General features: G+C 67.2%; 10 protein-coding genes and 2 pseudogenes. 5 read left to right on the top strand and 7 right to left on the bottom strand.

Annotated features, from left to right (window positions below; translation table 11 throughout):
* A partial coding sequence (gene rfbB, locus JTJ31_RS19775) for a dTDP-glucose 4,6-dehydratase (protein ID WP_207540466.1) occupies positions 1–1,043 on the bottom strand: 1,043 nt, incomplete at its 3' end.
* 1,233 nt (positions 1,044–2,276) lie between these two features.
* Positions 2,277–2,611, bottom strand: a pseudogene (locus tag JTJ31_RS19770) (ISNCY family transposase); the annotation flags it as partial.
* Between the two features lie 61 nt (positions 2,612–2,672).
* On the opposite strand from JTJ31_RS19770, the gene JTJ31_RS19765 reads away from it, so the two are divergent.
* From JTJ31_RS19765 to JTJ31_RS19750, 4 genes and pseudogenes are all read left to right on the top strand, one after another.
* Positions 2,673–4,415 carry an SWIM zinc finger family protein gene (locus JTJ31_RS19765; protein WP_207540465.1) on the top strand — a complete coding sequence of 581 codons (1,743 nt, stop codon included), beginning with the start codon at positions 2,673–2,675 and terminating at the stop codon, positions 4,413–4,415.
* 527 nt (positions 4,416–4,942) lie between these two features.
* A pseudogene (locus JTJ31_RS19760) lies at positions 4,943–5,203 on the top strand (IS110 family transposase); the annotation flags it as partial.
* Between the two features lie 132 nt (positions 5,204–5,335).
* Positions 5,336–5,989, top strand: coding sequence for a class I SAM-dependent methyltransferase (locus JTJ31_RS19755; protein WP_207540463.1), 654 nt, complete (start codon positions 5,336–5,338; stop codon positions 5,987–5,989).
* On the top strand, positions 5,986–7,218 hold the full coding sequence (locus tag JTJ31_RS19750) for a LicD family protein (RefSeq protein WP_207540462.1): 1,233 nt from the start codon (positions 5,986–5,988) through the stop codon (positions 7,216–7,218). The genes JTJ31_RS19755 and JTJ31_RS19750 overlap by 4 nt, the downstream gene beginning before the upstream one ends.
* Before the next feature lie 39 nt (positions 7,219–7,257).
* On the opposite strand, the gene JTJ31_RS19745 is transcribed toward JTJ31_RS19750, so the two are convergent.
* The 5 genes from JTJ31_RS19745 to JTJ31_RS19725 all read right to left on the bottom strand — a co-directional run bounded on the left by JTJ31_RS19745 (position 7,258) and on the right by JTJ31_RS19725 (position 10,079).
* Positions 7,258–7,548: a SemiSWEET family sugar transporter gene (locus tag JTJ31_RS19745; RefSeq protein WP_207540461.1), complete on the bottom strand. Its 291-nt coding sequence runs from the start codon at positions 7,546–7,548 to the stop codon at positions 7,258–7,260.
* A gap of 32 nt (positions 7,549–7,580) precedes the next feature.
* The gene (locus JTJ31_RS19740; protein WP_207540460.1) at positions 7,581–8,420 is read right to left on the bottom strand and encodes a LysR family transcriptional regulator; all 840 of its coding nucleotides are present in this window, start codon (positions 8,418–8,420) and stop codon (positions 7,581–7,583) included.
* Between the two features lie 69 nt (positions 8,421–8,489).
* Positions 8,490–9,218, bottom strand: coding sequence for a DUF2076 domain-containing protein (locus JTJ31_RS19735; protein ID WP_207540459.1), 729 nt, complete (start codon positions 9,216–9,218; stop codon positions 8,490–8,492).
* Positions 9,219–9,324: 106 nt separating this feature from the next.
* Positions 9,325–9,738, bottom strand: coding sequence for a CoA-binding protein (locus JTJ31_RS19730; protein ID WP_207540458.1), 414 nt, complete (start codon positions 9,736–9,738; stop codon positions 9,325–9,327).
* Positions 9,735–10,079, bottom strand: coding sequence for a hypothetical protein (locus JTJ31_RS19725; protein ID WP_207540457.1), 345 nt, complete (start codon positions 10,077–10,079; stop codon positions 9,735–9,737). Before JTJ31_RS19725 ends, JTJ31_RS19730 begins: the two co-directional genes overlap by 4 nt.
* Before the next feature lie 9 nt (positions 10,080–10,088).
* Between JTJ31_RS19725 and JTJ31_RS19720 the strand changes: the two genes are divergently transcribed.
* Positions 10,089–10,904, top strand: coding sequence for a S49 family peptidase (locus JTJ31_RS19720; protein WP_207540456.1), 816 nt, complete (start codon positions 10,089–10,091; stop codon positions 10,902–10,904).
* Positions 10,905–11,012 lie beyond the last annotated feature (108 nt).

Genomic DNA, 11,012 nt, shown 5'->3' with positions numbered 1-11,012 from the left:
CCCAAACGCTGGCCCGCATAGGCCTTCTCCCGGATCGGCCGCCACCAGGCCTCGTTGTCCAGGTACCAACGGATCGTGTGCTCCAGGCCGCTCTCGAAGTCGTAGCGCGCCTTCCAGTCGAGCGCGGCCTCGGCGCCCGAGGGGTCCATGGCGTAGCGGAAATCATGGCCCGGGCGGTCCTTCACGAAGGTGATCAGCCGCTCGCGCGGCCCGGCCGGATCCGGGCGCAGCCGGTCGAGCGTGGCGCAGATCGCCTTCACCACCTCGAGGTTGGTGCGCTCCTGGCGCGGGCCGATGCAGTAGGTCGCGCCGGGCCGCCCACGGAACAGCGCCAGGGCCAGCGCCTCGGCGTGATCCTCCACGTGCAGCCAGTCGCGGACGTTGTCGCCCTTGCCATAGACCGGCAGGCTCTTGCCCTCGAGCGCATTGAGCGTGACGAGGGGGATCAGCTTCTCGGGGAACTGCCAGGGGCCGTAGTTGTTCGTCGTGTTGGAGACGAAGGACGGGAAGCCGTAGGTGTGGTTCCAAGCCCGCACGAGGTGGTCGCTCGCCGCCTTGCTGGCCGAATAGGGCGAGCGCGGGTCGTAAGGCGTCTCGGGCGTGAAGGGCGGATCGCCCGGGTAGAGCGAGCCGAATACCTCGTCGGTCGAGACGTGGTGGAAGCGGAACGCCGCCTTCGCCTCGCCCTCCAGCGACGACCAGTATTCGCGCGCTGCCTCCAGCATCACCTGGGTGCCGACGACATTGGTGCGGATGAATTCCGCCGGCCCGTCGATGGAGCGGTCCACGTGGCTCTCGGCCGCGAGGTGCATCACCGCGCGCGGCCGGTGCGTGCGGAAGGCCGAGCGCATCGCCTCGGCGTCGCAGATATCGGCCTGGATCAGCACGTGGCGCGGGTGCTGGCGCCAGGATTCCAGTGCTTCGGGGCTGGCGGCGTAGGTCAGCTTGTCGATGTTGACCACGACCTCATCGGTGGTGCCGAGGATGTGGCGAACCACGGCGGAGCCGATGAACCCGCAGCCGCCGGTGAGGAGAATAGTCACAAGGCCTCCGCGAAAAGATGCCCGGCAATAGCGTAGTCGCCCCGAGGGTCAAGCAAGGCGAATCACGTAGCTCGTTCCATCAACCTGTCCGATTCTTCGACACTCAGGCGCCCGCGATCCGCAATCCATGCGCGATCCGCGCAAGGTAAAGGGCGTTCCAAGCATCCGCGACATCCGTCAGGACTTGGCATGAGATCTGGAGGCGGCCACGCCGCGATCGAAAGACAGCCATATTCCCCTTGCGTCGTGCAGGCATGCATGCTGGTCACCAGCCGAGCCTTCGGCGGCCAGGCAGGATCAGCCTCGAGCCTCTTGCGGTATTCAGGCCGCGTTGCCCTGAACTGGGTGCTGGGACAGATGCAATCGGGTCGGGAACCGGCCCTGCGAGAGAGAGCGGGGGTTGCCCCGCCTGCTCACGAAACTCCATCCAATCCGCAGGATTGGATGGGGTAGTTCATGGTCTGCGAGGGGGTCGAGGTTGATGGCAGGTTCGTTTGCAAGACTGGAAGCGGCAAGGTCCGACGGATGCATCGCTCCTGGAGAGCGTCAAATGATTGGACGCCGCTTCGCGGAAACCATCAGGGTCCAAACGAGACTGGATAGCTGACTGCAGGCGACCGTGCTACTAGAATGCCACGATCACCCACGTGGGGTGGGGCCGTCCATAGCTGACAGCTAGGCACAGCTAGGCTTGGCGTATTACTGCAAGAACGGCCTCACGGACCGTGCCAAAACAACCGGCGTCGTAACCCCGAGAGTCCATCAGGACGATGCCAGCCTCATCTCGCGCTAGGACATAGCCTCCAGCCTCCGCAAAGGGCGGCTCCAGGTAAATCCAGTCGCTGCCATACTCTTCTCCAGGCATGAACGCAGCCATCCAACCCGGCGCTCCGCAGGCGATAGAAAGCGCTTCCTGGAAATCTTGCCCACTCATACCTATAGCTCTTTTCGGATTTCTTGTAAGAAACTGAATGATTTCGCACATAAACCGTTCCATGCTCGCGTTTTGAAACTAAAAATGCTCACTCGCGCTATATTTCGTAGACGCATAGCCGCCAACACAGATTTTCTACTTATCGAAGAGGTGGAGCAGCGCCCGACGGCCTGTTGTGACGACCCAAGAGCCACCGCGCGGCGCGGGCACTCCATCAGCCTTCAGGGTCTGGGCGACCTTGTGAATGCTGGCCCTTTACTCCCAAAGAGTCAGGAGACGAGACAGTATGCCCCCACCGAGCGCTCGATGCGCCGCACGCCGCGGACCCGCTTCTTGAGTTCCTTTTTGGCGTTCCGATCGGCCTCGAACACCGGGTGGGCCGCTTCGCGAAAAAATTGGAAATGGCAAAGCTGGTGCGGCACGCCCGGCAGCGCCTCGGCCACCGCGCGGCGGATCGAGGTCTGCCCGTCGCTGATCACGCCCAGAACCAGCACGCCCACGGCCGCCCTGGCCTCCTAAGCAGCGGCACGAGATCCTCCGGCCGGCTTGACAGCAGGCTGCGCGCGAGCAGCACCGCGCCGGACAGACAGTCGCGCAGCACCCAAAGCACCTCGTGCCCGAAATCGGGCTGCAGCTATGATGGGAGGCGGCGCCGTCGGAACAGCGGCGCGGGCAAGGACAGGAGGTCACCTGGCATGTCCCGTTTCGTCCCGTCCGATCTGAAGCGCTTGGCCGGCGATGCCGCCTTCGCTCGTGGCGAGGTCTATCTGCGCGAGGGGCGAGTGGCGCTACTATCGGACGACGGCGTGGTCGTGTCCGCCCGGGTCGCCGGCACGACCGTCTACCGGACGGTGTTACGGGCAGGGCGGGGCGGCATCCAGGGCGAGTGCTCCTGTCCCGCCTTCGCCGACCATGGCTTCTGCAAGCACCTCGTCGCCACCGGACTGGTGGCCAATGCAGGCGGTAACGTTCCCGACCGCCTGGGCGCTATCCGCGAGCACCTGCGTAGCCAAGGCGTCGAGCGGCTTGCCGAGATGGTCCTCGATCTTGCCGAGCGCGATCCGGCGCTGCTCGACCGCCTCGACCTGGCCACGCGCGCGGCCGCCGGCGACGCGGCCGAACTGGCCCAACGCTGTCGGGCGGCGTTGAAGCGCGTGCTCCGGACAGGACGCTTCGTCGAATACGGCGAGGCCGGCGCCTGGGTGACAGGCGTGCTTGACGTGCTGGAAGGCTTCGAGGGCCTCCTGCTGGCCGGACATGCTGCCCTCGTTCTGGACCTCGCGACCGAGCTGTTCCGACGCCTGCCGGGCGCACTGGAGGGCGTGGACGACTCAGACGGTGGCGGGGGCGAGATCGCTGAGCGCGCAGCGGCGCTCCACCTCGCCGCCTGCGAGGCGTTGCGCCCCGATCCGGTCACCTTGGCGCGGGACCTGTTCCAGCTCGAGACGGGTGAGCCCTTCGGCACCTTTTGCGGCGCGAGCGGCACCTACGGCCACCTGCTCGGCCCGGTCGGCCTGGCCGAGTACCGGCGCCTTGCCGAGGTTGCCTGGGACGCCCTGCCGAAGACCCGGGCGCAGCGCGGCGGCGTGCTCGCGCCTGCCGAGGAGGGCCTCGCCCGGTACGTGCTGTTCCCGATCCTGGACGGCTTCGCGGCGGAGGATGGTGACGTTGACCGGCGTGTCGCGCTGCGCGTGGCGGGGCTATCGCACGTGAACGACTATCTACGGCTGGCGGAGTTCTGCCTCGAACAGGGCCGCGACGCGGAGGCGATGCGCTGGGCGGAGGAGGGTGCCTTCCTGTTCGACGACCCCTCGAACGAACCGCTGCTGCTGTTCCTGGCCGAGCAGCACCGCGCCGCCGGGCAGGGCGCGAAGGCCGAGGCGGTGGTCTGGCGCGGCTTCGAGCGCCAGCCGTCCATGCGGCTCTACGAAGCGCTGGCGAAGGGAACCCGCGCCCGGTCCGCGGTGCGCGTCGCCATGACGGACCGCGCCCTGGCGGTGCTGGAAGCGAGGCTCGCGAAGCACTCGCCCCAGACTGGATGGGACGGAATTGGCGCATCGGGCCTGCTGGTCGAGATCCTCATCCGCGAGGGTCGGTTGGACGCGGCCTGGGAAGCAGTGCGGCGACACGGCTGCCATGACGGCCTCTGGCGGCAACTGGCAGAGGCGAGCGAGGCGGCCAGGCCCGCGGACGCCATAGCGGTCTATGAACGGCTGGCCGAGGCGCAGGTCAGGCTTACCAACAAGCATGGCTATGCCGAAGCCTGCCGCTTGATCGGCCGCATTGCAGCCGTCCGCGCCCGGCTCGGCGAGGACCGGGCGCAGCAGGCCTATGTCGAGGATCTTCTGGCGCGCCACCGCGCCAAGCGGAACTTCGTTGCCATGCTGCGTGAGACGGGAGGCGGAGCGGGAGACCGCCGGCCGGTGGGTTCAAGCTGACCGACATCCGCGCCGCGCGCTGCACTGTGCCTCCGCTTATGGTGCGGGATCGATGTCTGATCAGCCAACGTGCCCGAGGGCGGCAACCGCCGCCCACGCGCCAACGCGACACCGCACGACAACGGCAGCAGCGCCATGCTGTAGGCCTCGCGACCCGACAATCCCTGGCGCGCCCAGCCGGATGTTGCATTCTGCGCAACGCCGGTGCCTCACGAGAACTACACCGCGCTCACCCCCTTTGGTCAAAATTCCGGCCGGAGGGAAGCTCCGCACCGGAATCGGCGGCTGCTTCCAGAACTTGCCAGTCCGCAAAAATCTGCAGGGGCTCGCCCGATCCTTCCCTGCAGCAGCACGATGTAGTACCGGCGCCACTCCTTGATCAGCACCTGGGCTCCCGGAGCGTGTTGACACCTCCCCGTTCAACAGCTCGTCCCGCAGCTTTCCGTTGATGAGATGGACGGCCCCGCTTTCCCCACTGATCTCCTGGCCAAGGATGCGGCCAGGAGATCCAGCAAGAGGAGGCGAGGATGGCGGTCGAGGTCCTTGGGTTGGACCTGGCGAAGAACGTCTTCCAGGTTCAAGGAATGGATGCAGCGGGACGGGTTGTTCTGCGGCGTCGTCTCCGCCGCAGCGAGGTCGTTGCCTTCTTTGCGGGATTGCCGCCGGCACTTGTTGGCATGGAGGCATGTCACACGGCGCACCACTGAGGCCGCGGGCTGAGCAAGCTGGGCCACCAAGTCCGGCTGATGCCGCCGCAGTTCGTGAAGCCGTATGTGAGGAGCCAAAAGGTTCGTGGAAGGGATGGGTTGCTGATCCCGTAACCCGGCCCCAGCAGGCCGCCCTCACCGAACAAATACAGACTGGGCTGGAAGCCGCGTTTGATGTTTATCGGTCAATCACTGCCTTGATCCGGCAAACCAATGAAGGAACAGTTCGCCGCAATGCAAGATACCGCTATCCTCGACAGGGGTCAGACCTACTGGGATGCCTTCTATGACCGCTCGATCGCGCCTGCGACCGCCTCTGGCTTCGCAGAGTGGATTTCGGGTCAGATCGAAGTTGGTGCCGCTCTTCTGGACCTCGCCTGTGGGAATGGTCGCGATGCGCGCTTCTTTGCCGAACGAGGCCATGCCGTGTTGGCCCTGGATCAGTCTCTGTCAGCCATCGAGAAGGCCCGGGGCGCAAAATCCAGAGCGCGTTTCCTCCAAGCGGACGTAGCCAAGGCGCGCGCGTTGATGCAGGATCACTTCCGCGCGGACCGCATGGCGGTGGCCTATGGCCGGTTCATGCTCCACGCCATTCCGTCAGAAACGGAAGCTGCGCTGCTGCTGGATCTATCCGAATGCCTGCCTCCAAGAGGGCTCGTCGCCTTCGAATACCGGACGCTTGCTGATGCGCTGCTGCCGAAGTGCCACGGCAATCACTACCGTCGCTTCATCGACCACGCCGACTTGCTGTCGCGCTTGGGAGACCTCGGCTTCGACATCCTCCTCGAAACCGAAGGGCAAGGTCTCGCTCCTTACAAGGAGGAGGACCCCGTGGTGGGCCGGGTGCTCGCTCGCCGTAACGGATGACGCCGGCTGAGATCGTCCGACTGTTTCCGGAGCGACTGGAGGCCCTTCGGCGCCTCGCCTTCCCGGATGTCTGGTTCACGCGCGCCGAACAAGGCGGGGCGCTATCTTTGCCCTTGCGCGTGCGGACCGAGGCACTGCGCTTCTCCCTGGAGAAGCGAGCGCCCCTCCATCTGGGCGCGCTCGCCCTCGAAACTGAGCAGCCCCCTCACCGCGTCGTTGGCCTGCGTTCCGTCGAGGCCGAAATCGTGGACCACGATCATCGAGACCATCTTCTGAGTGCAGGGTTTCCTTGGGTTTGCTTCGAGACCTCCGAGGAAAAGCCTTGTCTCACCCTGGAATTCGAACCGGCGACGCTCACACGCATTCTCATCGACAACCGGCCTGAATGGCATCAAGACCGGGCGTGGTCGTTGCGCATCGAGGTCCGCGCCCAGGGAGGGCGGTGGCGCACGATTTGGCGCCATGCCTCGCGCGCAGCGGCCTTCGCTCGAGCCGCTCGCAGCGCTGTTCCGGAGGGGCTCCCGCCTCAGGCAGCCCGCCTCGCGCTACGGGCGACGCTGCAAGCCATGGCCCTAGATCCCGCTTTGCGCGTAACTCTCGACCGCTTGGTCCAGCATCGGTCCGATCTGGTTGCGCCCCTGAAAGAGGCGCTGAACGAGACGATCCTCCTCCCGCGGAGGCGCGAAGCGACCAGTCATGGTATCTTGCGCACATTTCGCTTCTGGCAGCCGGAGGAGAAGGCGGCCGCCATCCTTGGCCTAAACAAAGTGCGCGCTGCTCTGGAGCGGAAGGGGATCCCAGCCTGTTTGGCTTATGGCGCCCTGCTGGGCTTCGTTCGAGAGGGCGACCTCATTCCCCACGACGACGACGTCGACTTGATCGCTCTTCTTCCAACGCTCGACCTTGCCCAGATTCAAGAGGCACTGGAAGGGAGCGGCTTTATCTGTCAGGTGGCGTCGCCTTACCACGTCGGTGTGTGGCACCCCCAAGATCCGTACGTGAGCTGCGATGTGTTCGTGGCCGTGCAGAAGGATGAGCAGGTCCGCCTGACGCCTGCGCGAGATCCCCTGGTGCCGCTGTCGGCCCTGCTGCCTTTCGGACGCGTTTCCTTTCTCGGCACATTAGTGGAGATTCCGGCGGATCCGTTTCGGATGCTCGAAGCATTCTATGGGCCCAGTTGGCGTGTTCCCGACCGTGGATTTGCGCACGATTTTGGGAGCGGCTCGTGAGCGGGCGGCACAGGACATCTGAGGTGCTCTTGTGCCTTCTCACCCGCCCAAGCTCTGCGCCACCTCCTCGCGCTTGCGCCGCGGCATCAGCTTCATCGCCAGGATGAAGGCCGACAGCAGCAGGCAGGTGCCGTTCGCAGCGATCAGCGGCAGCGCGCCCAGCATGATCCCGTAGGTGAGCCACAGGCTGAACCCCGTGACGGTGAGCACGTACATGCGCGTGGAGATGGCATCGGTGTCGCGAGTGCGAATCACCTTCCAGGCCTGGGGCACAAAGGAGGAGATGGAGCAGAGGGTGGCCAAGCCACCGACGATGTCCGCAAGCGCCATGCGGGGCTGAATGCCGCCGGGAGCCCCACGTTTCAGCCGGCGCGAAGTTCCTCGATCAGGGGCTCAACCAGGGGAGAGCGATTGCCGGCGTCGCCGAACAGGCACATCTCCGCCGTGCCCAGCGCCGGCAGCCCCGGCCGCTCCACCAGCCCATCCAGGATGCCGGTGCGGCCCAGGACCGTCAGGGCGAACCCCGCCTGCGCCGCGGCCGCCACCCCCATCAGCGAGGGCGAGGTGTAGACCACCTCGAAGGCGATGCCGGCGCGGGCCAGCGCAGTCAGGGCACGGTCGCGGAACATGCAGCCCTGCGGCAGCATGGCGAGCGGCAGAGGCCGCCCCTCCGGTGGGACGAAATCCGGCGAGGCCACCCAGATCACCGCATCGGTGAAGAGAAGCCGCCCTTCCGTCTCCCCGTCGCGCCGCTTGCCGAGGACGAGGTCCAGCTCCTCCCGCGCCAGCTGCGCGCGCAGTTCGTGGGACCGGCCGACCTCCACCTCGATGCGCAGTTCAGGCCAGGTGCGGGCATAGCGCGCCAGGGTGGGGGTGAGGTGGCGCGGCACGAAATGGTCGGCGACGCCGAGGCGCAGCCGCCCCCCGACGGGCGGCGCCACGAAGCGGCGCACCGCTTCCTCGTTCAGGGCTAACATGCGGCGGCTATAGGCCAGCAGCGTCTCGCCCTCGCGCGTCAGGGAAACGCGCTTGGGGCCGCGCACCAGGACAGGGCGGCCCAGCATCTCCTCCAGGCGCTTTACCTTGAGCGACACGGCGGATTGGGTGAGGCCGAGCGCCTGCCCCGCCGCGGTGAAGCCGCCGCGCTCGGCGACCGTCACGAAGCCGCGCAGCAGGTCGAGGTCGAGGTCCGGAAGCCGCATGCATGCTTCATCGCGCCGCCCGGGACGCGGCGCAAGCGGCGGGGGAGCGTGCCCCCGCCGCGCTCGGCGTCAGATTTCCTCGTCGCCGTAATCGCCGTCGTCGTAGCCGCCGGCCGCGTCGTCATACCCGCCCGAGGCATCGTCATAGCCGGCAGGGGTCGCGTCATTGCCGCCGAAGCCGGAGGCGGAACCGGGATCGGTCCAGGCCGAGGAGGTGGGCACCGCCTCCGTCCCGAAGGCACCGGCCCCCGCGCTCGTCGCTGCCGCAGCGGCCCCGCCGCCGCCAAATGCGTTCATCAGCATGTTGCCGAGCACCATGCCGCCGGCGACGCCCGCCGCCGTCATCATGGCGGTGCCCAGGAAGCCCGGGCCCTGGCGCCCCATCATGGCGGGGTTCATCCCGCCCGGCGCCTGAACCGGCTGCGGGCGCGGCGGCATCGGCGCGGGGCGCGAGCCGCCCAGGCCGAAGAAGCCACGGTTGCTGGCGGCCTCCGCCTGGCGGCGGGAATTCTCCAGCTCCCACTCCAGTTCCTGGATGCGGTTCTGCGCCTGGACCAGCGCGTGTTCCTGCACGAAGGCGGTCTGCGTCAGGCGGTAGCGCGCTTCCGGATGGCGCTGGAACAGCTCGCCAATCAGCCGATCCGCATCCGGGTCCACCGGGGGCAGGTTCGGCGCGGCGCCCTGGCCGGTGCTGGGCACGCGGCCGGAATTCCACGGGCCGCCGGACGGCGCGGCAGACGACACCCCGGCGACGCGCTGCACATACTCCGTGATGATCCGGCGTTCTTCCTCGGTCATGTGTCCTTCCCTCCTGAGGGGGGCGATTCGGTAGGCCCCGGACGGCGCGGGAAATGGCCCGGCCTTACCGGGATTTCAAGGATCTGATCGGATGGTTACGCGCGCGTCACGCAATGCGGGATGGCAGACCCAGGCGTCCCCATTCGATAGCCGGGCAACGGTCCATCACCACCTCCACTCCGGCGGCGCGGGCGCGGGCGGCGGCGTCCTCATCGATCACGCCAAGCTGCATCCAGACGGATTTGGCACCCAAGCGCACCGCCTCATCGGCCACGGCGCCCGCTTCGGAGGAGCGGCGGAACACATCCACCATGTCGAGCGGCCCCGCCTCCTCCAGCGTCGCGACCACGCGGCGCCCTTGGATCTCCTGCCCCGCGAGGCCCGGATTGACCGGCGTCACCTCGTAGCCGCGGTTGAGCAGGAAGCGAATCACCCCAAAGGAGGGGCGCTCGGGCTTGTTGGACGCGCCGACCACGGCGATGCGGCGGGTCTGGCGGAGCAAGGCTGCGATGTCGGTCATCGTGCGATGGGGACATGGGTGGCGCGCGGCATCAAGCTCGATGCCGGCAGGGGTTGCACCGCCTCCGCCTTGCCGAAGCGGCGGCCCAGGGACCAATTGCTCTGCATGCGCACTTCCGGGTTCGGCACCGTCCAGCACTGCCCGTTCTCGTCCAGGAAACACACCCACATCAGGTGCGATTCCGGCCCGTAATCAATCACGAAATGCGCCAGGGCCGGACCCTTGGGGGTGTCGAGGGGCAAGGGCGGATTGAGCTGCGTGATCATGTTGGAGGGTTCCAGGACTGCCACCCAAACGCCCACCCCCTGGGCGGCGGTTGCGGTCTGCCGGGGGATCGGCATCTCTGCATCATGCGCATCCCCTTCCTGTCCCCCCGCCCCCCGACCGTCGCCGTCGTGCGACTGGAAGGGCCGATCTCCGCCCGCGCCGGCTTCCTGGGCGGTCTTAACCTCGCTGGCCTGGCCCCGGTGCTGGAGCGGGCCTTCAGCCTGAAGGGTGCTTCGGCGGTGTTCCTGGCCGTCAACTCGCCCGGCGGGTCGCCCGTGCAATCCGCGCTGATCGCCCGCCGCATCCGGCAACTGGCGGCGGAAAAGAAACTCCCCGTGGTGGCGGTTTGCGAGGATGCAGCGGCCTCGGGCGGCTACTGGATCGCCTGCGCGGCAGACGAGATCGTGGCCGACGCGGCCAGCGTCCTCGGCTCGATCGGCGTCATCTCCGCCGGGTTCGGCTTCCAGGAGGCGATGGCGCGGCTGGGGGTGGAGCGGCGGCTGCGTACCGCCGGGTCGGAGAAGGCCACTGCCGACCCCTTCCTGCCCGAGCGGGATGCCGATCGCGCCCGGCTGGAGGAGTTGCTGCAGGATTTGCACGAGGAATTCAAAGCCTGGGTGCGGGAACGGCGCGGGACGCGACTGAAGGCGCCCGAGACAGAATTGTTCACCGGGCGGTTCTGGGCCGGGCGGCGCGGCCTCGAACTCGGCTTGTGCGACCGGTTGGGTGACCTCCGCTCGGAGGCAGAGCGGCGCTTTGGGCCGAAGGTGAAGCTGGTGCGGATCGGCGGGAAGCGGCGGCGCTTCCCCTTCTCCCTGCTGCCCTCGGGTCGGGCCCTGGCGGAAGGTGCCATGGCCGCAGCGGAGGAACGGGCAGCCTGGGCGCGGCTTGGAATGTAGGAGGAGGGATGCATCGCAACGGGCCAAGAACGTCCAATCAAGAACGGTCAGTTCGAGTTTCGAAAGCGGAGACTGGATGTTCTGCCACCGGGAGAATCTTTACATGAC

This window comes from Sabulicella rubraurantiaca (assembly GCF_017355885.1).
Classification (GTDB): domain Bacteria; phylum Pseudomonadota; class Alphaproteobacteria; order Acetobacterales; family Acetobacteraceae; genus Roseococcus; species Roseococcus rubraurantiacus.
The sequence above is the reverse complement of the archived record's forward strand: the minus strand, read 5'-3'. Positions and strand labels throughout refer to the sequence as shown.

What these genes read in the sequence shown, in the direction of transcription:
- JTJ31_RS19750 (WP_207540462.1), top strand. Translation starts at nt 5,986, where the DNA reads ATGACGCCGGCTGAGATCGTCCGACTGTTTCCGGAGCGACTGGAGGCC.
- JTJ31_RS19755 (WP_207540463.1), top strand. Translation starts at nt 5,336, where the DNA reads ATGAAGGAACAGTTCGCCGCAATGCAAGATACCGCTATCCTCGACAGG.
- JTJ31_RS19725 (WP_207540457.1), bottom strand. Translation starts at nt 10,079, where the DNA reads ATGCCGATCCCCCGGCAGACCGCAACCGCCGCCCAGGGGGTGGGCGTT.
- JTJ31_RS19745 (WP_207540461.1), bottom strand. Translation starts at nt 7,548, where the DNA reads ATGGCGCTTGCGGACATCGTCGGTGGCTTGGCCACCCTCTGCTCCATC.
- JTJ31_RS19735 (WP_207540459.1), bottom strand. Translation starts at nt 9,218, where the DNA reads ATGACCGAGGAAGAACGCCGGATCATCACGGAGTATGTGCAGCGCGTC.
- JTJ31_RS19720 (WP_207540456.1), top strand. Translation starts at nt 10,089, where the DNA reads ATGCGCATCCCCTTCCTGTCCCCCCGCCCCCCGACCGTCGCCGTCGTG.
- JTJ31_RS19730 (WP_207540458.1), bottom strand. Translation starts at nt 9,738, where the DNA reads ATGACCGACATCGCAGCCTTGCTCCGCCAGACCCGCCGCATCGCCGTG.
- JTJ31_RS19740 (WP_207540460.1), bottom strand. Translation starts at nt 8,420, where the DNA reads ATGCGGCTTCCGGACCTCGACCTCGACCTGCTGCGCGGCTTCGTGACG.
- JTJ31_RS19765 (WP_207540465.1), top strand. Translation starts at nt 2,673, where the DNA reads ATGTCCCGTTTCGTCCCGTCCGATCTGAAGCGCTTGGCCGGCGATGCC.